The sequence below is a fragment of the Shewanella sp. GJ50-10 genome, assembly GCF_055808815.1.
On sequence record NZ_JBVVSS010000001.1, the window covers coordinates 2,703,845 to 2,727,860 of the forward strand.

Genomic DNA, 24,016 nt, shown 5'->3' on the forward strand with positions numbered 1-24,016 from the left:
AGATAAAAAAAGCCCCTAATAGGGGCTTTTATACGAATTAACTATTAAAGAGTAATATTGTTAATCCGAGCTTTTTCTTTGATGTATGAAATATAACTGTTAGCACTTCTTTTAGTCTTGCTGTGTTTAGCAGCTCGATTAGCACGTTTGTAGGCAGATTTATACTGCTTCAAACTTAAGTGGGCTAATGTTAATTCAAGTTCTGCTTCACCTGGCTCATCAAGACCTGCTGAAAGTGCTTTTTCAAACACTGGAATAGCAGACTTTGGTAGCTCAGCGATAGCTAAAATTTTACCTTGTTTAAGGTATAATTCTGCATCACCTGTTAGCTCAGCAGCTTGTCCATATAGCTTAGCAGCTTGTTTGAAGTTCTTAGCATTATGATAGAAACCAGCGAGAATCTTTATTGTCTTTTCATTCTCTTTTATAAGTCCTGATTTCATATGTTTTTCATATAACTTAGCTGCATTATACGGAGCACCGTTTTGCGACATAAGTTGAGCAAGACGAGTGATATTACCATCTGTCTCTAGAAAACCATTTTTATAAGCTAGATCATAGGTCGCAAGCGACTTAGTGTAATCTTCAGTCATCAAATAAAATTGAGCAAGCTGTACCCAAAGACGTTTATCGTCTTGGAATAAAGGCACCATAATCTCTAGTACTTTTACCGCTTCTTTATACTTCTTTTGATTGAAGTACGAAGTCAATTTCATTTGATAAAGGCCTTTATCAGGTTTTTCCATTAAGGAAAGACCCTTATCGGCAACTTCAAGTACTTTATCCCACTGCTTAAGTTCACTGTATGCAATACCGATACGACGGTAAACAACTGGGTCAACTTTACAAGTGAAATCCATCCACTTGTAGTAGTAAGGAATAGCGTCTTTAAACTGCTTTTCTTGTAGTAATAAATCAGCATACAAACGCATTGTTGCAGCATGATCTGTACCACCAAGAATGTCAGCATCAACAGCTGTTTTTAAGTACTTGATAGCCGTACTCATTTGGCCTTTTTCAGCATAAAAAGAACCAATCATTCGACCAATATAGGCTTTATCGAAGTCATTTTTGGCATTAACTTCAAGTAAAATCTCAATTGCTTCGTCTAACTGACCTTCTGTATACCTTTCAAATGCACGTTGAACTTTTTTACCTGCACTTGCGCCAACAGCTCTAGATTGGCGTTCATCAATTGGACATTTCTCTGCAGCTTGTGCAGTTGAAACAGCCAAAAGTGAACTACTACATAAAGTAATCAATAAAGCACTAGCAAGTTTATTTACTGTTCGCATTATCGACCTCCTTTATCTAATGTGAAATCTAGTTGAACCGTCATTCCAGGAACCTTCATAGCCTTACCATCAATGATTTTAGGCTTGTATTTCCATTTCTTTAAAGCTCTAACAGCCTCACGGTCGAAAATACGCTTAGGTTCAGCTTTAATAACTTTAACGTCTTCGATTCCGCCTAACTCATTAATAGTAAATGAAAGTTGTACATAACCTTCTTTACCATCACGTGCTGCAGCAATTGGGTATTGAGGATCAATACGTACAATCGGTGTTGCATCACCATCACGCGTCATCATGTTACCGAGTTTAAAACCTGTGTTTGCACCGCCTGCCACAACACCACTCATGTTGAATGCCATATTCGTATCAATATCTGATGACGTATCTGGCGGAGTAGTTTCCGGCTTTGGTGGTTGCTCAGGTGGTGCTGGCGGCTTCGGTTTAACCCTTGGCTTATCCTGAACTTTCGTATCCTGCTTCTCCATACTGATCTCAATGATAGGAGAGTCAGTTGAGGTGTCGGCGCGCTTTGCGCCGCCACCGACCAAGAAGGCCATGAAGATAAACAAGGCGAAAGTAACAGCAGCACCTAAAATGAGTGATACTATTGCTCTCAGCATATTAGTCTTTCCCCGCTGAAATCGAAATCTTATCGATACCCGCTTTCTTAACGTTGTCCATTACTTTAACAACAAGGCCATGTTCGGCTTCTTGATCTGCTTCAATAAGAACAGCCGCTTCAGGTGCTTCAGCTAACATACGCTCAACGTTTGCTGTTACACGCTCGATGTCAACCTGACGGTTTTCCATCTTAATTACGCCTGTCTTACTCACACCAATAAAGATGTTCGCAGATTTTTGTTGTGTCGCAGTAGAAGCTTCAGGTTTCTTGTAATCAAGGCCTGATGGCTTAATGAACGAAGTCGTCACAATAAAGAAGATAAGCATGATAAACACGATATCTAGCATCGGTGTCATATCTACTTGTGCTTCTTCTTCTACGTTTAAATGCTTTTTACGTGCCATTTTAAATACTCTCTCTAGTGGTGCGGCAAGCTATCTTTAAGCTTTTCAAGACTGATTTTCATTTTTGCATCTAATCTAGTGCTAAAAAATACACCTGATAGTGCAGCAACCATTCCTGCCATTGTTGGCATGGTTGCCATTGAAATACCAGCCGCCATCATACGAGCGTTACTCGTACCATGAACTGCCATCACATCGAACACTGCTATCATTCCGGTTACGGTACCTAGTAGACCAATCATCGGACAGATTGCTACTAAGGTTTTGATCATCAGCATACGAGCATTCATATCTTGTTTCGCTTGGGACATCCAAGCTTCACGGATACGGTGCGCATACCAAGAGGTTGAATCCTCTCGATTATTCCATAGGTCTATAATACCTTTATGCTCTTTTGGTGCTACCCAACTGACATACCAAAAGCGCTCTAGCATCAATACCCACATTAGGAATAGTACAGCCGCTACCAGCCAGAGGATATCTCCTCCGGTGGCCATGAAGCCCCTGACAGAGTCCCAAACGTCCATCAGGATTAGCATCATTAGTCAGCCCTCTTCTCAGCATGGTCTGCGATAATGCCAGCACTTTGCTCTTCAAGAACTTGAACAACTGTTTTACTACGTGCAATCACGATTGCATGCATCAGCATTAATGGTAATGCAGCAACTAGACCTTGAACCGTAGTCATCAATGCCATAGAAATACCACCAGCCATTAGACGAGGGTCACCTGTACCGAACAATTGAATTGTTTGGAAGGTTGCAATCATACCGGTTACAGTACCTAACAGACCCATCATTGGAGCAATTGCAGCTAATACTTTAATGATTGAAATACGAGCTTCTAACGCAGGTGTTTCTTTCAAGATAGCTTCATCAAGTTTTAACTCAAGAGTTTCAACATCAACGTCTTTATTTTCATGATAAACCTTAAGCACGCGACCTAAAGCGTTGTTACCTGGGTTATCAATATTCTTACGTTGTGCTTTAACTTTAGAACCAACAATGTAAAGCGTTACTAAACGTTCAATCGAGATTAGCGCACCAAGTACTAGAATACCGATAATGATGTAACCAATTGGTCCACCAGCTTCAATACGCTCTTCAATGGTTGCTTTTTGGGTGAATACACTTAATAGAACACCACGAGCTGGATCAACGAATAATTTTTCGTAACCAGAAGTGGCGCTAGTGAATGATTTAACACTAGAAACTTGAGCACTACCAGGCTGTTGAGATAGTTTTTGAATCAAACCTAAATCAGCGTTGTAAACAACATATTCGCCATCAGCAAGTAAGTTATAAGCACCAACACGAGTAACTGTTGTAGATTCAACGTTTCCGTCTAATCCAGTTACTTGGCCATCGAAGTTTACAACTTTTCCAGACTCAACCATTTCGAAAAGCTGTGCTTCCCAAAATTGTTCTAGCTCTGAAATTTTAGGTAATTCTTTACGAGCGCCAAGCTCAGCGATAAACGCATCACGGCCAGGGAATTGTGCAGTAATGTTAGAACTAACTAACTTTCCTGCGAAATCGCCCGCTTCACCTTTAACAACACCGAACATTTCACCTAAGTCACCAGAAGCAATTTTACGGTCTTCTTCTAACTGAGCGATTTTACGTTCGTTATCAGTGAAAGCTTGTGCTAAGTCTTTACCACGTTGAGCTTCAGCTGCTAATGCAGCCTTTTCACGCTTTAGAAGTGCAGCTTTATCGCCACGTTCATTTAAGAATTCAGCTTCACGCTTTTTGTTTGTCTTATTAGCGTTAGCACGATCTGTTTGTACTTGTTGTAATAATTGTTCAATCGTTTTAGGCGCATCAGCTGCACTAACCATTCCAGAAGTTAGAGACAAACTTGCAGCAACGATTGCTGTAGTAATAAACTTTTTCATTATTGCGCAGCCTCCGCAGCAGGGATCGGTAAGGCGAATGAGATCAGGAGCACCTTGACCACGAGCCTGTTTAATAGCTTTACTTAAGTTACGAAGATAACCAGCTTCTAACTTATCCCAGCTTTTAGATTGTTCGTTGTACATCCAAGCTGACTTTTGGTCTTGGCTTTGAGCATATAAGCTCACGCGACCAAAATTTAAGAAATCGACTAAGATTTCTTTACCGTCTAGTTCTAATTGACCTGTTTCAGCAATTAGCTTTGAACCGTATTCACGTTCAATATTGTATGCATCAAGAATTAGACGGTATTTTTCTGCTAAAGTTACTTCAGCACTGTTTAATGTATCTTTTAAGCGTTGAACACGAGTTTCACGAGCTTCAAGATTAAATGGTAGGTCTAAAGCAATAAATTGCTCTAGTGCATCAACCATTTTAAACATTAATGGAACAACACCTTGTCTAAGAGCATCAACACCGTCGATATCGTCTTGAATTAGCTTCATCGTTGCTTCTTGGTCTGCAACTAAGCCTGCAACGTAATCGTTGTATGATTTTAAAGATTCACGTTCGTCAGCAACTGAGCCATACTCAAAAAGCATGTCTTGTGCTTGATCGAAATATTTATCAACTTTATTTTGCGACGCAGCAGCATCTGTATGGATCTTAGTATCTGCTTTTTGTACATCGCTTAGAGGATCTGCAATCACGAAGTTGCTGCTAGCTAATGCAAGCGCGCCAACCAGTGCAGTAGCGATTTTAGTTCTATTGCTTACCTTGGACATAGTTCCCAACCAATTTATAGTGAATTAGAAAGCTTAACTAATGTGTAACAACCAAGATTATTTTGTTAATCCTTGTTGCTGCAACTAAGTCTATCTTTCTCTTGTGATTGTTAGTTTTTTCTTCCCTATTCTATACCAGCTAAGGCATAGACCCGCTCGCATCATTTCACAAAATGTTGACCTGTGTCAACAATTGAGAACATCTAAAACTACCAGAAAGAGGAGTTATGCGGGGGTTATTGCTTGAACGTTGTATTTTTAAGCAAAGTAAAAACTTATTGAAGGTAAAAAATGTAGTGAGTCACTACATAGTCCTATGATTTGTGAAGGTTAATTAAAAAAGTATTTTAGAAAAATCTCATTTATCACCTCAGACCAGTAGTGGCAATAAATATAAAAAATCCTAATAAAATAAATTCATTAGGATTATATTCGAGTGAAAAATCTAGAGGGAAATTAGATTTTTACATGAGCTTGAGTTTGCCCCTTTCTAAAGGATTCCCTTAAGTCATTTTCACTTTCTTTTCTTAATTCATCTGATAACTGACGTGTCATGCAAGTTTTTCTTTTCAAATTACTTCCTGTTTTAGCTATGTATTCACAGACTAATTCTTCATCATTATAAGTAACCGTATCATCAGTGTTTTGTGAAGCGCACCCAGATAACAGTACACATAATGCCAAGGCTGTAGATTTATACATTTTATACTCCTTTATATTGAAAAAGACATGGCTTTTGCAAACCATGTCTATCAGATTTCAATCCTAACTAGTTAATAAATAACTCGTTTAGAATTTAACACCTACACCTAGGTACAAGTGTCTACCAGTAGTAGAGTATGTACGTGGATCGGTATTATCATTAAACCCTGTTGCAGCATATGGAGGGTCTTGGTCAAACACGTTACTGACACCGATAGTTGTACTTACATTATCGAAGTAATAAGTAAAACGAGCATCATGAATAGTTTGACTATCAATAGTACGAGAATCACTTAAATCATCTAAATCAGTAGTACCGTCATTGTTTGCATCAAATGGCTCTAAAGATTCGCCAATGTAACGGATTTTCCAGTTAGCAGACCAATCACCTTGAGCAAGGTTGATGTTCAAGTTTGTTTTCCACTCAGGGAAGTTACCATCACCACTTGAACGACGGAACCAACCAGCATTTTGTACAACTGAACCATCTGCTTGAGTAATATCATATGTATCGTAGTAAGTAGAATCTAAGTTAAAGCTTAAATCACCAATACCAGTTTCAATCGCATATAATAAGTTAAAGTCATAACCACTAGATGTAATTGAACCTACGTTAATATTACGGTCATCAATGTCGCTAGAATTACCGTACAATGCACCTTGATCGGCACCGTAACGAGTAATTTTGTCACAGTAAAGACCTTCATCAGCACACTTATCAAGAATTAGTTGTTCACCGATTGTTGAAATCGCGTTATCTAATTCAATGTCCCAGTAATCAACAGTTACAGATAAACCATCAATAAAGCTAGGGCTATAAACGATACCAACAGTTAATGTATCAGCTTCTTCAGGTGTCAATTCATCATTACCACCACGAGTTGAAGATAATTGGTCACCAATAGGCTCAAAACCTGCCGCAGGTACACCATCAGCTATACAGAATGCTGTTGGGTTAGTTGCACATTTATCAGTAACTGAAGGGCTGTTATCAGAAGCACCAGCGAACAATTCACTAGTTGAAGGAGCACGGAATGCTGTTGAGATTGTACTACGTAGCATTAAGCCATCAATTGGAATCCAACGAAGACCTAACTTGTAGTTTGTAGTATCACCAAATGTATTGTAATCAGAGTAACGTAAAGCACCGTCAATTTCTAAACTCTCTGCACCAACAACACCAGAAAGTAGAGGGAAGTTCATTTCTGTATAAAGTTCATCTACTTCATAACTACCCTGTGTTTTTTGACGGCTTGAACCACTTGTAATACCTAATGCGATTAAAGCATCCGGTAAATCAGCGCCAGACTCTTCACGATGCTCAGCACCGAACACCATACCTACTGGACCAGCAGGAAGTTCAAACGCATCACCAAATACACTTGCACTTAATACAGTTTGTTCATTAGAACCTAAGTCATGTGCTTCAAAAGTAATAAAATCAAGCATTTCTTGTGAAACTTGTGTATCGGTACCCGGAATACCAAATGTGTTCAAAGATACACAATCAGAAATTGGGTTATCAACCGTACCACAGACAATATTTCCTTCGCCATCTTTGAAAGAAGGACCTACAGCTTGTGAAACTTTTTCAAAGTTAACACCGCCAGCAAGTGCTGAAGATGACGAGTTGTTACCGTAAACATAAGAAACTTCATAGCCCCATGTATCAGCAAACTCACCAGCCATACCAAATACAGCACGGACAGTATCTACTTCAAATGAAGTATCACGGCCACCGGTTTCAACCATACGACGACGCCAATCAGCAATTTCAACTGTATTGCCATTAGCATCTTTAGGGCCCATTGTTTGGTTATAATAGTTATCAGCCGAATAAGGAGCATCTGTCCAACCAAAGAAAGCTAAAGGTGCTAATGGTAGCGGAGCTAACTTAGTTTTAGATGTACGACGGTTAAACGATAACTCGGTAAAGAAGCGTAGAGAATCATTAAACTGATATTCACCACCAGCAAACATACCGTAACGTTCTTGCGGAGTTAAATGGTAGTTAGCAGGAGCGTAGTTATAGGTATCTTTATCCCAATCCCAACAATCGTAACCAGTAGGGTTTGTAAAATCAGATGGGTCAGATTGACCAGGGCCACTACCTGCACCATGTGTTTGAGAACCACAAACACCTGAATCAGAAGCATTGATACCGTTATAACGACCCCATGGTGGTGCAGATGAACCGCCTTTATCTAACTCACCAGTTTCAGGATTTAAATCTAATTCATATTTTGACCAGTCACGGTCACCAGACATTTGCTCTGTCTGTTCGGTATAGTATGCACTAACTACTGCATTTGAGTTTTCATTACTCACACCAAACGTCACATCAACAGTTTTAGTTTCGCCATCCCAGTTTTCAGTTGAACCATCGTAAGATGCGTTAACTTCAAAACCTTCAAAATCATTACGAGTAATAATGTTTACAACACCAGCGATAGCATCTGAACCATAGACAGCTGACGCGCCATCTTTAAGAACTTCAACACGCTTAATAATTGCAACAGGAATTGTACTTAAATCAGCAGAAGCATTCGCACCTGTACCAGAGTTAACCATACGACGACCGTTGATTAATACTAGAGTACGAGCACTGCCTAAACCACGTAAAGAAACACGAACAGCACCAGAGCCACCATTGTTAATCGCGGTGTTTGTCGCTGCACCAGCTACTGCTGGAATCTCTTGTAGGATGTCACCAATGTTTGAGATACCTGACTCAACTAGGTCCTCACGAGTAATAACTTGGACAGGGTTAGCACCTTCCATGTCTACACGTTTAATACGTGAACCTGTTACTTCAATACGTTCTACTTTTTCGCCTTCTTCAGCAGCAAAAGCTACTGGTGAAGTGAATGCTGCCGCAGCTGCACCGCTAATCATTGCGAGGCGCACTGATTTAGCTAATAAATTCTTATGCATTGTCAATCTCCCTGGACTTATATCTTTCTTATTTTCCAACGTGTTTAAAGGCAAGTTGGTGAATGTGTGCGAATTACACCGCTACTACATTTCAAGAGCAATAAAATCACAAATAAAACATTTATTCAACATATGTTTCATTAACATAAAGGGAGATAGAGACTTTTGTGTAGTTAATCTGTCCACATTTATGAACACAAACAGAAGATTCAACTACATAGGCCACCCAAGGTATTGAAAATTATATATTTAATTAATTACCACCTAAAACAAATAATGTTGCAACAATGTTTCTAACTGCTTTCTTTTTAAGCTACTAAAATTAGCTTTTTAAGCTCCATATATACAAAACATTAACATTGAGACTGCATTCGGTTTGATATAGACAAAAAAAAACACCCATAAATGGGTGTTTTTAGACGTTTGGAAAGCTATTTGATACTAAAGAGTGTAACGAATACCAAAACCAATACCATCATCATCAGATAACTTCATTGCAGCTTCTTCACTACCACTGAAGTCACTATTATCGATACGACCTTCTAAGTAAATTACTGTATTAGCATCCCAGATGTAATGTAAACCAGCTACAGTGAACTGACGTTTAAACGTGTCACCTTCGTAGTCAGCTTTGTACTCATCACCAGCATCTAAAATGTTGTACGAAAGGAACGCACGGATATTGTTATCAAAGCGGTATGATAAAAGCGTTTCTACACCGTAAGCTTCTGAGATCAGGCGGCCTAGGTTATCTGTGTCATGGAACTCTTGCTTACTGTAGTTAGCAGCTGCGTATAAACCTTCAGCATCCCAACCACCATAAGTTAAACCGATACCGTAGATTAAATCAGTTTCTTCAATTTTTTCGTTCTCAACAGTAGAACCTTTGAATTCACCTACGTTTACACCAGCAGTAACAACAAACTTATCAGTCGCTTGGTATGTTAGTGCTAAACCGTAAGTATTGTTGTATTCAATTGTTGCAACTGTTTGTTGCGCACTGATCATTGGAGATACAGGAGGCTCGCCATCAACAGTACCGTCAGATAATACATCAAACTCGTCTTGTTTTAACTGAGCTTGAACAGCAAAGCTGAAATCACCGAATGCATTGCGGTATTGAACAGTTTTGTCGCCACGGCCAGTACCATTTACTGAACCATCGCCTTTGTTGTAGGTGTAAGTACCTGAAGCGTCACCGTCCCATACAAAACCATAGTTAGTGTTGTAAACTACGTCGTACCAAGCACCCCATTGCTTACCGATAGTTAATGTACCGTAAGTGTCATGATTCACACCAACATAACCAAGACGGTTAGCTAAAAACTCGTCGTTATCATATGACAATTGATCGTTATTGTATTGGATTTTACTGTTACCAAATGGATTCACGCCCCACTCTAACTTAGCAAAAGCATTCCAGCCGTCACCCATTTGGCGATCAAAGCCGAAATTAATGCGTGATGCACCATTGACCACTTCAGTAGTATCTTGACCATGGAAAACACGAGCATCAATAAAACCACCAATTTCTACAGAGTTTTTATCATCTTTGTAGATTTCGATAGCTGAAGCCGTTGGTACGAACATTACAGCTGTAAGTGCTGAAGCGATTAAAGTTTTTTTCATCAAGCTAAACCTTCCCATTTAATTTTCATCATTATTTCTGATAACAGTCCATTTTGTTTGTATTATCCTTTCATCAAAGGCTAGCACGCAGAAATATCTCGAAACAAAGAAATGAGCGCTTTTTCCGCCCGAATATACCAAAACAACACATCAAACAGTACAATCAACTACGAAACCATTAAAAAATAGTAACGAATAACCATAAATGCAATATCAAGCAACACTAAATTAACATCATTTGATTACTACTAAGACTATCAAAGCCCTCTCCTAGCAATGCTAAAACAGGTTCAGCAATGGGTTTTATCTGTTTTTCGACATAATATTGATAATCTATCGCTTCATTTTTAGCTTCTATAGGCTGCGCTCCATTAAGCGTCATTCGATACTCAACCATACTGCCTCGTCTGCCTGCTCTTTCATTTCCAGTTAACTGGCATAATCTGATTGCAGCTTTAACGTGTGGCGATGATTTAGCTGTGTACTCTTCAACATGTCTTTTAAGTCTCTTTCTAAAAATCAGCTCATCATCTAACTCGCCTTCTTCGAGCTTTTGCAGTTGTTGCTGCAAATATGACTTCACATCACCTTGTGTAAAAAGTAAAAGGTATAAGTGGTATTGCATCCTTCTAGCAACAGGGCTCCAATCACTTCTCACCTGCTCCATTCCTTTAAATGTCAGTTCAAGTTGGCCTTCGCTATCTTTTGACGCACCTACATAGCGTTTTTTACTCCCCGCATCAGAACCTCTAAGTGTAGGCATGACAAATTGATTAAAATGACTCTCAAATTCTAATTCCAAATAACTTTCAATTTGATAATTATCGTTGCACGTTTGTCGCCATTTCTCGGTAACGAGTTTAGCGAGCCTTCTACCAACACAGTTTATATCTTCTATATGATGATCCACACCAAGCCAGACGAAGGTAGAATCTGTGTCGCCATAGATAACCTTATAACCTTCAGCCTCAATCCAGCTTTTGGTTTGCTTCATTATTTGATGACCACGCATAGTGATTGAGCTTGCAAGCTTTGCGTCATGAAATACACATCCTTTGGACCCTAAGACGCCGTATAACGAATTCATGATGATTTTAATGGCTTGAGACAGTGGTTTATCTTTATGGACTTTAGCCAGCTCTCTTTGCTCAGCTAACTTTGCAATTAATTGCGGTAATATAGGATTATCACGACTAAATTGAGCTTCTAAAAAGCCAGGTACAGTCTGTTCTGTCGCCTGATGTTCGGCTTCAATAAGCCCCTTGGGGTCGATTAAAAAAGTCCGAATAATTGAGGGATACAAACTTTTAAAATCGAGAACTAACACATCTTTATAAAAACCAGGTATCGAATCCATCACATAGCCACCTGGCGACTCTAACCCATTGCTTGCAGCTCTTGCTGGTGCAACATAACCACTTCGATGAAGGTGAGGTAAGTATAAATTATTGAAAGCAGCAACAGATGCGCCCACTCGACCAAACTCTAAGCCTGTTAGATTTGCTCTTTCTAGTGCAAAAGCGAGTAGTTGTGTTTTTTCAAAAATATCCCATACCAATCGACAATCAGTTAGATTATAAAAAGCTAGTGCAGGTTTATCGTTAGCAAATAAGTGACAAATCTCTTGGCCACGATTCTCAACATGGTCGATTGCTTTACCTTCATCAAGTAGATGCTGAGACACATGCTCTAGAGAATACCGCTCAAACTGGTAAAACGCCGCTTTAATCCAATCAATCCCATCGAGTACAACTCTGCCCGGAAGTAATAAGGTTTCAGGCCTGAATTTATCTTCTACTTTCCATGAAAGCTCGGTGCTAGCTCTTCCAATCAATAAAGGGATATTATGCAATTTACAGCGCTTATATAACAAAGCTAAATCAAACGTCACCACAGCCCAACCAATAATCACATCAGGATCATAATCATTAAACCACTTAATTAACTCATGGATTAATTCAACTTCGTTATCGACCCATTGGATGTATTCGTTTGAGACTGCATAAGCTTCAGTCTTTGTGTCGCCGCCTTCGTTATCAGCTAGCTTATTTATATCAAAGGTTGGCTTGCCCACCATTATCACTTTTCTATATATGTCACACTGGTTATCAAGTGCAGACTTGGAGCCATATAAACCCACAGAATAAAGCTCGCCTGTTGGGCTACATTCAAAATCTAGCGAAACCATAGATAACGGAATATCTAAATCAGCCTTTCTTGCTTTTGTCGCAGTATATGAAGGTAGCGAACGCTGCAAATGCGGAGCAGATACAATAAATTCAGCATCTAACGCGATAAAACGTTCAATTAAAAAACGTTGCTCCACTCTTATATCTGCTTCATAGATATCAATGCCTGCATCATTAGCAATCCTCAATAACTGCTTTTGTACCGTGGTTGATTTAAGGTAAATACATGACACTTGTTGATGACTAAAATTTTTAAGTTTTACCGGCTCTATGCGGATGCCTGAAGTAAAATGCTGCAGTATAAATACACTATCTGATTGTTTGCAAAAGCAAATAACTTCAGCTTGCTCAATCTCTATTAACGCAGGACCAGAAGCAGTTTTTAAAAAGTATTGCAGCAACAAACGACCATGCTGGTACTTAGCATGCCTAGTTAACACTCTACCTTCGACAGACGTTACAGTATGGTTAGAGTGCAAACTTACTGGTGATCGATTAGCAATAATCATTTATTCATCAACCTAATGACTTTTACCTGCCAAAATGAGACTTCGAGATATGCCAAATTAATCACCTTTAAAGTATGAGACTTATCTAAACCTTCGATTATTTATTCCGAACATTTAAAATCACTGTTATTATGTACAGCATATACCAGCCAATAAAGAATTAGTAAGTAAAGAATACTAATGGGTCATACATGTTAACGGATCATATCAAAACTCAGATCCGCACTATCTATAAAGATATTGCGACTGCTATGCCAAATTTTCGTTCTCGCAGAGAACAAAACTACATGGTTGCAGAAATCTCGAAGACGTTAGCAGGTGATTACGATAAACACAGGCGTATTATGGTCTGTGAGGCCGGTACAGGCATTGGTAAGTCACTTTCTTATATTTTAGGCACTATTCCACTGGCACTCGCCAGTAAAAAAAGGTCTGTATTGCTACGGCGACTGTAGCACTTCAAGAGCAATTGCTTCATAAAGATTTGCCCTTCTTTTTACAACAATCAGGTGTCGACTTTAAATTCGGCTTAGTAAAAGGTAGACAACGTTATGTTTGTCTAGCAAAACTTGCTGCGATGATAGGCCCTGAAGACACCTCACAAATGGCTATGTGGCAAACAAAACCAGATCAAAGCCAAATAGATTTACTCAAAGCGCTTCATCAAGATTTCCAAGAAGGGAAATGGAATGGGGAGATTGATACATTAAAGCAACCATTGCCAGATTTTTTATGGCAACAAATTTGTTGCGACAAACACAGCTGTCATAGACAAATGTCGAGTCATCACAACTGTCCGTTTCATAAAGCTCGAGAAGATGTAGAAACTTGGGACGTGTTAATCGTAAACCACAGTTTATTATTTGCAGATCTAGAACTTGGTGGCGGTGTTATTCTCCCCGAACCAGAAGACATGTTTTATGTTATTGACGAAGCGCATCATTTACCAACAGTTGCCAGAGACTTCTCCAGTGCTCAAGCCACACTGAGAGGTGCAAGTGACTGGTTAGAGAAAGCCTCAAAAACCTGTTCAAAACTACAAAATCAACTTAAGACGACTCATATCATTGCGCCAGTACAGGCGATGCTTGATCATATTGGCGATTTAGTTACTCAGCTCAATCAAGTTGCACATTTTTGCGATACACAGCCAAAGCTGTTTGCTAACCCTGAAACCCGATTGCGTTTTGAAAATGGTAAGTTACCTGAGTCTTTGCTAATTCAAGCAGAAAACTTAGCCACGACATCAAATTTAGCCGTGAAACAATTTAATAAGATTCAGTCTGTCCTTAGCGAAGCGATTAAAGACGGTGAACTTCCAAAACATCAATCTGAAGCGGTGCTTTCGGAAGCAGGCTTTATCCTACAGCGACTCGAAAACTTAAGTAAACTTTGGAAAATGTTAGCTAAAGAAGATTCAAAGAAAGGTGCGCCAATGGCTCGCTGGGCTGAATTAATTACCGGTAAGCAGCAAGATTATTTATTCTGTGCATCCCCTATTGAAGTTGGCTTTATGCTGGAGCACATGTTGTGGCAAAAAGCGGCCGGCGTTGTGCTTTGCAGTGCAACTCTTAGGGCATTAAATAATTTCAACCATTTTGCTCATCAAGTAGGGTTATCTCTAACTGACGGCAGCCGCTTCCTAGCATTGCTATCACCATTTGATTACGAGAATAATGCTACCTTATTTATCCCACAGATGAATAACGAACCTACTGAAGATGCTTTTACCGATGAATTAGCAGAACAGATTGTTGCTCTTGTAGAAGATGAAATGGCGACACTCGTTTTGTTTGCTTCTTATTGGCAAATGGAAAAAGTGACTGACCAAGTGATGAGTAAAATTCCAAAAGATCAGCTTTTTGTCCAAGGTACAATGCCACGACAACAAATCCTGCAGCAACATAAACAGCGCTGTGATGACGGCAAACCCAGTATTATTTTCGGAACAGGCAGTTTTTCAGAAGGGTTAGATTTACCCGGCGATTATTTAACAAACTTAATTGTCACTAAGTTGCCTTTTGCTGTACCGACCTCGCCTGTTGAGCAAGCTCATGCAGAATACATTAAGAGTAAAGGTGGCAATCCGTTTCTGCAGTTAACTATTCCTGATGCTTCACGCAAATTAATCCAGAGTTGTGGTAGATTACTCCGTAAAGAAGATGACTATGGTCGTGTCACCATTTTGGATAGACGTCTTATAACCAAGCGATATGGCAAATCACTCCTCGATGCCCTACCGCCATTTCGTAAAGTTATTGAATAGGTATTTATTTGGAATTTTTGTTAGATCCAAGCCATTGGGTAATCTTGGCCATAATAGGTCTTGTGGCTGGCTTTATTGATGCCGTAGTCGGTGGTGGTGGATTATTGTCTATTCCAGCACTGTTAACTATGGGGATCCCGCCACATTTAGCATTAGGAACTAATAAGCTAGCGGCTTGTTTTGGTTCAATTACTGCGGGCTATACTTATTATAAACAACAATTAATCAATCTTAGGTTTTGGAAGACCGCTTTTATTACCACCTTTTTGGGTGCCATATTAGGCAGTATTTTTGTTTATTTAATTGATGCAGCCTGGCTTGAAAAAATCTTACCGTTAGTCATTATCAGTATTGCTATCTATACCTTATTTAGTCCTAAAGCCATGGGGGAAAACCTCAAAGCTGCACCTATGACCTCACCCTGCAAACGAAAACAAGCTGCCCAAGGCGTATTACTAGGCGGATATGATGGTTTTGCAGGACCTGGGATTGGCGCTTTTTGGACTGTATCAAGTATCAGATTACATAAACTACCTTTACTCAATAGTTGCGCTTTAGCACGAGTAATGACATCGGTAAGTAATGTCACCGCGTTGGTTATTTTTGCCTTGTTAGGCGAAGTAGACTGGATTTTAGGACTGTGGATGGGCGTATGTATGATGGCCGGTTCGTTTATCGGTGCTAAATCAGCGATTAGATTTGGGATCCCGTTTGTTAAACCTCTCTTTATCATTACAGTATTATCAATTGCAGCGCATCTAGCGTGGACGGCATGGTTATGAGAAATACCAATCAACTAATTTACCAATTGAAACAGCAGCTAAGTTCACTTGAGCAAGATGCACTATTTCATGACCAACAATTGCCCGCCCAACAAAAAAAAATGCTGCAAGACATTGAACGGTTTAATTCACAATTGTTTATTCAACAAGGCGCGCAATTAAGCCCTTGTATAGTCCAATTGAAAAAAGATATTCAGCAATTAGAAAAGCAACTTTCTTTAAAACTCGATGTCAAAATTATCGAGTTAAGTTGTCAGCGTATACAAGACCGTTTTACAGCCCTGCGCCGAGCGTTAGTTACCACCAATATTAACGTAAAAACAGCCGAGCAAAAACGCGCTAATAGCCGTGCTCGATACGCTAAAAAACAACAGCAACAACATTCAGACAGTGGGTTTGGTTGGATTGCCAGCAATGTGATGAAAAATAGCCATCAAATTTATCAAGAATTAAATAAACATTTGAATTGGGCTACAACTTTTGAACAAAAAATTGCTGAAATGGAAACTAAGCTTGCAAACTGTCACAGTACTGACAAAATCACGATACAAAATGAAATACTATCCCTACATCGAAGATTAGGGAAATGTCGTCAAGCAATCAGCTATATTGAAGAACGAATTCAAATGTTTGAACGACCGCATCGAAATAACCATCGTTAAGGAGCAACAATGAAATTTACTCTTCCGCTAAGTGCTGCATTACTGGCTTTTTTCACCTCTACGACTGCTATAGCGGCTAATCTCACTATTCCAATGTCTTTCGAATACCTTGCGCTTGATGGTAAAGAAGTTGATACCAACATGTTCTCTCACAAGACCAATTTATCACTTGAAAATGGTGAGCGTAAAATAGCGATTCGATATCACGACTTGATTGACGACGATTTTAGTGACGGCCAAAGTTTCGTGAAGTCTTCGCCTTTCATCATCACTATTACAGTAGACGGTGATCACGAGTACCAACTGAAACCTGCAGATGGCGAGTTTGTAAAAAAACCTAAATCATTTGCTAAAGACCCACAGCTCATTATTTCTCGTAAAGATAATGGCTCAGTCAATTATAAAATGACGCAGACAGACTATAAAGAAAGTAGCTTTATCAGTAACTTATTTAATGGTAATAAAGGTGAAGACATTGACGCTTTATCTGCATCAGCTACCGATAGTAATACCAAAGCAATACCAGTAGTAGCGGTACCGACAAGTGCCACTGTGGCGGCCACAGCTCCGTCTTCAGCCCAAGTTGCACCAGTACCTGCTGTTGCACAAGCTGGTGATAAGACTGCCACACACCCAGAACAGATGCTGCAATACTGGTGGTTACAGGCTGATGAAGAAACCAGAAAAGAATTCATGAGTTGGGCAATTAAACAGCTTTAAACGCAAAACCGATATCGCTTAAGCAGCTTAATTACCATTGAGTATTCCACTTGTATATCACGCCAGCTATTCCAAGCTGGCGTTACCCTCTCACCATCGATTTCCTACAACTAAGTACCAGTTACTGCAACAATATTTACTTGACCCAAAAATTGCCCAACCAGCACATTTTTACTCGCCAAATAAAATCGAATCAGACTCAATCAAGCAAATTCATCAATCAAAATATGTCGATGATTTTATGCAAAACAACCTCGACCATAAAGTGATGAGACGCATTGGTTTTCCTTGGAGTGAAGCTTTACTTAATAGAACCTTGCACTCAGTTGGTGGTACGGGTTTATGTGCTGAATTAGCAATACAACATGGCATATCGTTGCATTTGAGTGGTGGTTATCATCATGCACATTATGATTATGGAAGTGGGTTTTGTATCTTCAATGACTTAATGATTGCAGCCAACACAATGCTCCTTTCAGCCAAGGCGACCAAAGTCCTTATTATTGATTGCGACGTGCATCAAGGCGATGGCACTGCAACATTAGCAACTAACTTTGAAGATATAGTGAGTTGTTCTTTTCATTGTTTAAAGAATTTCCCATCAAGAAAGCCCCACTCAGATCATGATATAGAGTTTGACAAAGGAACTGATGATAAACACTTTCTTCAAACTCTAAAGCAAGTCGTCCCCTATCTCATTAGTATTCACCAACCCGATCTTATTCTTTACGATGCTGGCGTAGATATTCACACCGATGATGACTTAGGCTACCTCAATATATCTACAGCAGGTATTTTGGCTCGTGATAGATTTATATTTAATCAAGCTAAACTTGCTAGTATCCCGATTGCTGCTGTAATTGGCGGCGGCTATAGCCGCGATGCAGATGAATTAACCCAGCGTCACAGTCAACTTTTTATTGCAGCCAACTCAATCTGGTAGCAAACTAACATAAAAGACATTCTGCTGGAGTTATATATGCAAGTTGATATTCGTAATTATTATGAAGTGCTACTCATGGAAATATTAAGAGATGAAGGCTTATTGGAAGAGTTGCCTGAAGAGTATCTAGCAGATTTGTGTTGCGTCACCCTAAACCAATTGCCCGTTCGTTATATCAGGCACTTAGTCGATACCTATTTCTTCGAAGATTATAATGAATTACAGCAGATGAAAAATGAAATTCAGATTGCACTAGAAAAGTCTCGTGAGTTTTTGAAAGCTAACTTAAAGAGACGTATTGCAGAAGAGGAAGCTGAGGCCAAAGCTAAGCTTGACGCTTTACCTAACATTGAAAATAGTTAATTACTGATTAATTAAGATAATTACTAATTAAAAATCTATTTAATAGATAAAAAATGAAATATTAAGAGGTAAAACTAGGAGAATTTGGAGGTTACCCTAGAGCCACACCCCGGCACACGAGTCACTTGCTGCGGTTGCTCCCTTCCAGGCCTGGCCGAGTTCACAAGTTATCATTGCGGGGGGACCCTAAGGTCACCATAGATTTCACATTAAACAGGTTTGATGTGAACGGCAGGATTATCCCCCAAGCTATGAGCATGATCAAGTTAATTCCGCTCTCTTTTACCATCTTTATGTTTGTTTGAACAATCATTGCACAATTCTTCTTTTATTTGAGCAATGAATTTCTTCATGCTGCATAACAATTCTACTATTGTTCATTTTTATCTAAATCTGAATTTTCAAGTTCAATAAAACCCTCACCGAAAAACATTCCCAACAACACTTTGAGACATAGATCACAATTCCAGCCAAAAATTTGCATTGTAAGCATAAATCTCACTTAAAAAACAAATAAAACAACACAAACATCACATAAAACACTTATTATTAGTAATGGCAATTTTAGCAGTAAGTAATGTATTGGATGGTACGTTAGTTAATGATTTCATTAATTAAGCTTACTCAAATTGAATATTCTAAATGCTTTTATTTTTGATCGCGCCCGCCACAGATGTGCAACATTAGTGACGAAAGCGACTTTTAACTTTTACAATTTCAACATTTTAACTTTCAAAATGTAGAATTTAGTAATACCTCTTTCGGAATAGTAAGATCTAAATCACAGTGATTTTAGAGCTAACTCAATAAAATGAAAGAGCTTATAAATAAGCTTGGATATTATCCATACACTTGATTTTATGATGAAGAATCAAGTTGAAACAGAAATCTCTTGCAGGGAACAATGATGAAAAAATTCAATTTCAATACTACTGCTAAAGCGGTATTTAGTGCAGGCCTATTGGCAGTAGCACTTACCGGTTGTGGCAGTGACGGAACTGATGGTGAAGATGGTGAAGATGGCACTGTTGGAAAACCAATTGGTTCGGTATCAGCATTAACAAGCACAATCACAACTGCTAGCGTAGATGAAAACCAATTCTTAACTGTCGACTTCAAGTTAGCTGATGCTAATGGCGTGGCGGTTATTGGTTTAACTCAAGCGGATCTAGCTGCTATTTCTTTTGGCCGAGTTGGTTCAGCTAACGAGCCAGGTGAAGATGAACTTGTTAACCCAAGTGTCGATAGGCAAATTTGGTTAAGTTACTTCAACAAAGATAAAGGTGACGGATACTTTACTGGTTCTAGCTATTATGATGGCACCAAAAGTGAGTGTGAAGATTGCTTTGTAGATAATCAAGATGGTAGCTACTCAATCACAATTGATAAAGCGATTGATACCTTGGAAAAGTATGATTACATGGCAGATGCGACTAACGGCGTTTACATGTCTATCAAAACCACTAATAACAGTGCGCAAACACTTGTTAACAACAGCTTTTTCTACTGGGTACCAGCAACTGATGTAGAAGTTGAAAAACCGCTACAAATCCTCGCAAACTCAGACTGTCAAACATGTCACCGAGCTGGACAAGCTGGTGAATTATCAATGCATGGCAGTAAGCATAATACAGAAGAAGCCTGTTCTTTCTGTCACACGGATTATAACAGTTACAGCAAGCAAGATACTGATGCTGACGGTAATCCGATTGGTGAGGCGTACGAATACGATGGTTCGATCAAAGGTATGGTTCACAGCATCCATAATACTGCGAACTTCTCTGACGCTGGTGTTTACCCGCAAATGACTTCGAACTGTTTAACTTGTCATAACCCGAATGAAGACTTCAACTTAACTGACAGCTGGAAAGCCGATGTTGATACAACTGCATGTTGGAGCTGTCATAGTCCAAGTCCTGCAGCTGAAGCCGCTGGTGTTCCTTCTTCACACAGACAGGGTAATAACTGTTTAGATTGCCATACAAATGACGGCAGTGGACGTGGCGCTGAAGAAGCTCATTATGGGTTAAACAGCAACTTCTTAGCGACTACGCTTAAAGTTGAATTTAACACTATGACAGTAGCTGATGACGCTTCTGAAATCCTCGTTAACTTTACCGTTAAAAATGGTGATGAATTCGTAGCGATTAATCAAATTGACCCTCGCCCATATCAGTACGGCGGTTATAATAGTGCAATCGTTATTAATGGTGTATTAACTGACGATTTCTTAGTTAACTATCAGAAAGTTGGTTACGATACTTTCACTGAACAAGCTGATGGTTCAATCACAGCAACAGTCAGTGCTGATGACTTCGAAATTTCGACCTTAATTGATGCAGGCTCGACAATTGCGTTAAGCAGTCAAATCCATGTTTGTTCTGGTAAAGGTGTTATTGAATACTGTGATGAAGCAGACCTTGATGCTGGTGATCAAGACGCTCCTTATGTCACTTCTGATACTTTCTACTTCAACTTAGACGGTACGATTGTTACTGAATCACCGCGTATGCAACATGCAGACATGGCAGATTGTCAGCAATGTCACACAACACAAATCACCCACCGTTATACAAATGACATCGATGGTTGTGCTTCATGTCATAACGGAACACGTGCGACTTCTGGTGGTGAAGCGTCTAACTTAGCGACTAAAGTTCACTCTAAACACTATGTTTACGATTCAAGTGGTTCTTTATTCTTTAAGAAAACCGAGTGTCAAGCCTGTCACGGTGATGATGGCTTCTCTATCCAAGGCATCACAGCGGATTCTACTCCTGTAGCGTTCGGTAAAGATGACGATGGTTTGCTAGTAGTATCACCGCAAACTGCGGCCTGTGTTAGCTGTCACGTTCCTCCTTATGGATTAAGTGAATCGACTATCCAACATATTGAAACAAATGGTGGTGTTGTCGGTACAATTGACTCATTAGGTGTACCAGAAGCTGATTTTGATTCGTTGAAAGGCATTGAAACCTGTTCAACTTGTCACAATGATAGTCAGATTCTTGAAGCTCACTCCGATTGGGGTGGACAATAAAGGTTAATGAGTAAAATAAAGAGTCGCCATCGTGCGGCTCTTTTTTGCTTTAAGCCAATAAAACGAGGTTTACTTGATAAAAAGTATACCTCTTTAGAAATAGACCGATCTGCTTCACAGTATCAGTCTAGACATAAAGATTTTTCTCTAGTTGTGGATTAATCTTGTAATTGATGAATTTAAAAACCCAAAAAAGCTAAATTGACTCAATAGACTACGTATCTAGGCAAAATAAAAAGCCACGTCAAATTTAAGCGATGTCTTATTATGCAGGGACAAATGATGAACAAGAAAAATTCTAAAATTGCACTGATGCTTGTAGCAAGTGCAGTCAGCTTAGCCTTAACAGGCTGTGGCAGTGACGGTGATGATGGTAAAGATGGTAACCCAGGTCTTCCTGGCGGTACTCCAGCAGAAACAATTGAACAGCTAAAGCTTGAAGTGCTGTCTGTAACTTACGCTGACAACATCCCTACCGTAAAAGTTTATGCGACAAACGAAGATGATGAAGTCGTTGTCGGTCTTAAAGATTTTTCAATTGAAAATGCTGCCCAACTTATCCCTGCAGGGGCTAGTGGTGCTGGTAATAGCGCAAACTGGCAGAAGCTTGGCTCTAGCTCTACTTTTGTTGATAACAAAAATGGTAGCTATGATTTTACTTTCGAAAGCTTCGACACTGAGACATTCAACACTGAATTAACTCAACGTTTTAACGTTGTAGCCGAAGCTTCAACTTTATTAGACGGTGTTACTGCTGTTCCTGTTAGTGAAATTGTTGCTGACTTTGATGGTGAAGGCTACCAAGCTCAATACACCAAGAACATCGTATCTCATGAAGTATGTGCAAGTTGTCACGCTGAAGGTGAGAAAATTTATCACAAAGCAACGACTGTTGAAACGTGTATTACTTGTCATACCCAAGAGTGGGCTGACGGACGCGGTAAGCCTGAAGTGGCATTCGCTCACTTAGTGCATAACGTGCATAACTCAAACAAAGTATGGGGTAAGAACGATTACACCGCTGAAACAGCACACGCTATCGTTCAAGACAACTGTCAAACTTGTCACGTTGAGTCTGAAGAATTAACTGAATGGGGTAACTGGACTCGTATTCCGACTATGGAAACTTGTACAAGTTGTCACACTGGAATTGATTTTGTTGCTGGTGAAGGTCACTCACAACAATCTGACAATTCAAACTGTATTGCTTGTCATAACGCAAGCTGGACTGAAGAAATTCACACAGGTCCTTTCGTTGAGAAGAAAGCCTTCATTGACATGTATGGCATGACTTCAACACTAACAGTTAATACTGATACTTCAGCAACCCTATCAGTATCTATTACTGATGCAGCTGGAACAGCTATCGACGCTTCAACTTTAGTAAGCAAGATTCAGCGTATTGAAACTATCACTAACGTTGGTCCTAACTTCCCTATCATGGGTTACAACGCAAGCCCAGGAACGGGTCTAGCTAAAGTAGCTTACGATTTAGTTAGAGATGGCGAACTGGGTACTGATGTAACAGTTGTTGCTGGAAACATTGAATACACTATTCCTTCTTTACCATTCGGTGAGTACTCACCTGCGGGTATGCAAGATACTGATACAGCATTCAGCTTCATCGGTTTAGAAATGTGTAACGATGGCACTAGCGCAGTTGAATGTGGCGAAGATATCGCAACAACCAGTATGAAAGCTGATTTAGTATTTGGCACGCTTTCAGGCGAAGCGCCTAGCATGCGTCATACTGACTCTGTAGCATTCAACACTTGTGAAAACTGTCACGGTGAAACTTTCGAGATTCATAAAGGCTACCATGCTGGTTTCGTAATGACTGAGCAACTAGGTCGTGAAAATGCTGATGGTGAAGTTGTTGTTGGTGTTGATGGTTGTGTGACTTGTCATACTCCAGATGGCACATATGCATCAGGCGGAAACCAAGGTGCGCTTGAAATGAAACTTCATAGTGTCCATGGTGAGCAAGGTATCGTTGGAGACTGTGCACAGTGTCATAATGATTTCAATCTTGATGCATTCAAACTGAAAGGTGCTTTAGCAACTTCAGCTGGTGCATACACTACGCCTATCACAGCGACTTGTGCATCGTGTCATGGATTCGATGAAATCAAGGCCCATGCTGAAGGTCAGGGAGCTGTTGTAAACGGTTCTTATGAAGATGCAAATGCTTCAGCGCAAGTTGAGTTCTGTATGGCTTGTCATAAGCCTACCATTTTCGATCACACTCAGGTGAACATGTAATTTCAAATAAGGGA

At 39.6% G+C, this 24,016-nt stretch carries 16 protein-coding genes, 1 other RNA gene and 2 pseudogenes; 8 read left to right on the forward strand and 11 right to left on the reverse strand.

Annotated elements, in window-relative coordinates:
* Positions 1 to 44 precede the first annotated feature (44 nt).
* The 10 genes and pseudogenes from AC0L4E_RS11345 to AC0L4E_RS11390 form a co-directional block, all read right to left on the reverse strand.
* Entirely contained in the window at positions 45 to 1,295 is a 1,251-nt protein-coding gene (locus tag AC0L4E_RS11345) for a tetratricopeptide repeat protein (protein WP_473679265.1), read from the reverse strand.
* Positions 1,295 to 1,915 carry an energy transducer TonB gene (locus AC0L4E_RS11350; protein WP_473679266.1) on the reverse strand — a complete coding sequence of 207 codons (621 nt, stop codon included), beginning with the start codon at positions 1,913 to 1,915 and terminating at the stop codon, positions 1,295 to 1,297. Before AC0L4E_RS11350 ends, AC0L4E_RS11345 begins: the two co-directional genes overlap by 1 nt.
* Position 1,916: 1 nt before the next feature.
* Positions 1,917 to 2,321 (reverse strand): ExbD/TolR family protein, encoded by a 405-nt coding sequence (locus tag AC0L4E_RS11355; protein WP_055023897.1) that lies wholly within the window; start codon positions 2,319 to 2,321, stop codon positions 1,917 to 1,919.
* Positions 2,322 to 2,335: 14 nt separating this feature from the next.
* Positions 2,336 to 2,863, reverse strand: coding sequence for a MotA/TolQ/ExbB proton channel family protein (locus AC0L4E_RS11360; RefSeq protein WP_220755538.1), 528 nt, complete (start codon positions 2,861 to 2,863; stop codon positions 2,336 to 2,338).
* On the reverse strand, positions 2,863 to 4,218 hold the full coding sequence (locus AC0L4E_RS11365; RefSeq protein WP_473679267.1) for a MotA/TolQ/ExbB proton channel family protein: 1,356 nt from the start codon (positions 4,216 to 4,218) through the stop codon (positions 2,863 to 2,865). The genes AC0L4E_RS11360 and AC0L4E_RS11365 overlap by 1 nt, the downstream gene beginning before the upstream one ends.
* Positions 4,218 to 5,001: pseudogene (locus tag AC0L4E_RS11370) on the reverse strand (DUF3450 domain-containing protein). The gene AC0L4E_RS11365 and the pseudogene AC0L4E_RS11370 overlap by 1 nt, the downstream one beginning before the upstream one ends.
* Before the next feature lie 456 nt (positions 5,002 to 5,457).
* Complete coding sequence (locus AC0L4E_RS11375) at positions 5,458 to 5,703, reverse strand: hypothetical protein (protein WP_473679268.1); 246 nt, start codon at positions 5,701 to 5,703, stop codon at positions 5,458 to 5,460.
* 87 nt (positions 5,704 to 5,790) lie between these two features.
* Positions 5,791 to 8,637, reverse strand: a complete 2,847-nt coding sequence (locus tag AC0L4E_RS11380; RefSeq protein ID WP_473679269.1) for a TonB-dependent receptor — start codon at positions 8,635 to 8,637, stop codon at positions 5,791 to 5,793.
* A gap of 441 nt (positions 8,638 to 9,078) precedes the next feature.
* Positions 9,079 to 10,266 (reverse strand): porin, encoded by a 1,188-nt coding sequence (locus AC0L4E_RS11385; RefSeq protein ID WP_473679270.1) that lies wholly within the window; start codon positions 10,264 to 10,266, stop codon positions 9,079 to 9,081.
* A 223-nt stretch (positions 10,267 to 10,489) separates the two neighbouring features.
* Entirely contained in the window at positions 10,490 to 12,964 is a 2,475-nt protein-coding gene (locus AC0L4E_RS11390) for a DNA polymerase II (protein WP_473679271.1), read from the reverse strand.
* 191 nt (positions 12,965 to 13,155) lie between these two features.
* Here AC0L4E_RS11390 and dinG point away from each other — a divergent pair.
* From dinG to AC0L4E_RS11420, 6 genes and pseudogenes are all read left to right on the forward strand, one after another.
* Positions 13,156 to 15,230 (forward strand): annotated as a pseudogene (dinG, locus tag AC0L4E_RS11395) (ATP-dependent DNA helicase DinG).
* Positions 15,231 to 15,238: 8 nt separating this feature from the next.
* Complete coding sequence (locus AC0L4E_RS11400; RefSeq protein ID WP_473679272.1) at positions 15,239 to 16,012, forward strand: sulfite exporter TauE/SafE family protein; 774 nt, start codon at positions 15,239 to 15,241, stop codon at positions 16,010 to 16,012.
* Positions 16,009 to 16,674: a primosomal replication protein gene (locus AC0L4E_RS11405; protein ID WP_473679273.1), complete on the forward strand. Its 666-nt coding sequence runs from the start codon at positions 16,009 to 16,011 to the stop codon at positions 16,672 to 16,674. The genes AC0L4E_RS11400 and AC0L4E_RS11405 overlap by 4 nt, the downstream gene beginning before the upstream one ends.
* A gap of 9 nt (positions 16,675 to 16,683) precedes the next feature.
* Positions 16,684 to 17,394 carry a DUF2057 domain-containing protein gene (locus tag AC0L4E_RS11410; protein ID WP_473679274.1) on the forward strand — a complete coding sequence of 237 codons (711 nt, stop codon included), beginning with the start codon at positions 16,684 to 16,686 and terminating at the stop codon, positions 17,392 to 17,394.
* 37 nt (positions 17,395 to 17,431) lie between these two features.
* A complete protein-coding gene (locus tag AC0L4E_RS11415; protein WP_473679275.1) occupies positions 17,432 to 18,337 on the forward strand; it encodes a histone deacetylase family protein in 906 nt (301 codons plus the stop codon).
* A gap of 36 nt (positions 18,338 to 18,373) precedes the next feature.
* Positions 18,374 to 18,700 carry a late competence development ComFB family protein gene (locus tag AC0L4E_RS11420; RefSeq protein WP_473679276.1) on the forward strand — a complete coding sequence of 109 codons (327 nt, stop codon included), beginning with the start codon at positions 18,374 to 18,376 and terminating at the stop codon, positions 18,698 to 18,700.
* A gap of 93 nt (positions 18,701 to 18,793) precedes the next feature.
* Here the strand turns inward: AC0L4E_RS11420 and ffs are convergent.
* Positions 18,794 to 18,890: signal recognition particle sRNA small type (gene ffs, locus AC0L4E_RS11425), an RNA gene on the reverse strand.
* Positions 18,891 to 19,607: 717 nt separating this feature from the next.
* Between ffs and AC0L4E_RS11430 the strand changes: the two genes are divergently transcribed.
* Positions 19,608 to 21,740 carry an OmcA/MtrC family decaheme c-type cytochrome gene (locus tag AC0L4E_RS11430; RefSeq protein WP_473679277.1) on the forward strand — a complete coding sequence of 711 codons (2,133 nt, stop codon included), beginning with the start codon at positions 19,608 to 19,610 and terminating at the stop codon, positions 21,738 to 21,740.
* A 279-nt stretch (positions 21,741 to 22,019) separates the two neighbouring features.
* A complete protein-coding gene (locus tag AC0L4E_RS11435) occupies positions 22,020 to 24,002 on the forward strand; it encodes an OmcA/MtrC family decaheme c-type cytochrome (protein ID WP_473679278.1) in 1,983 nt (660 codons plus the stop codon).
* Positions 24,003 to 24,016: the final 14 nt, after the last annotated feature.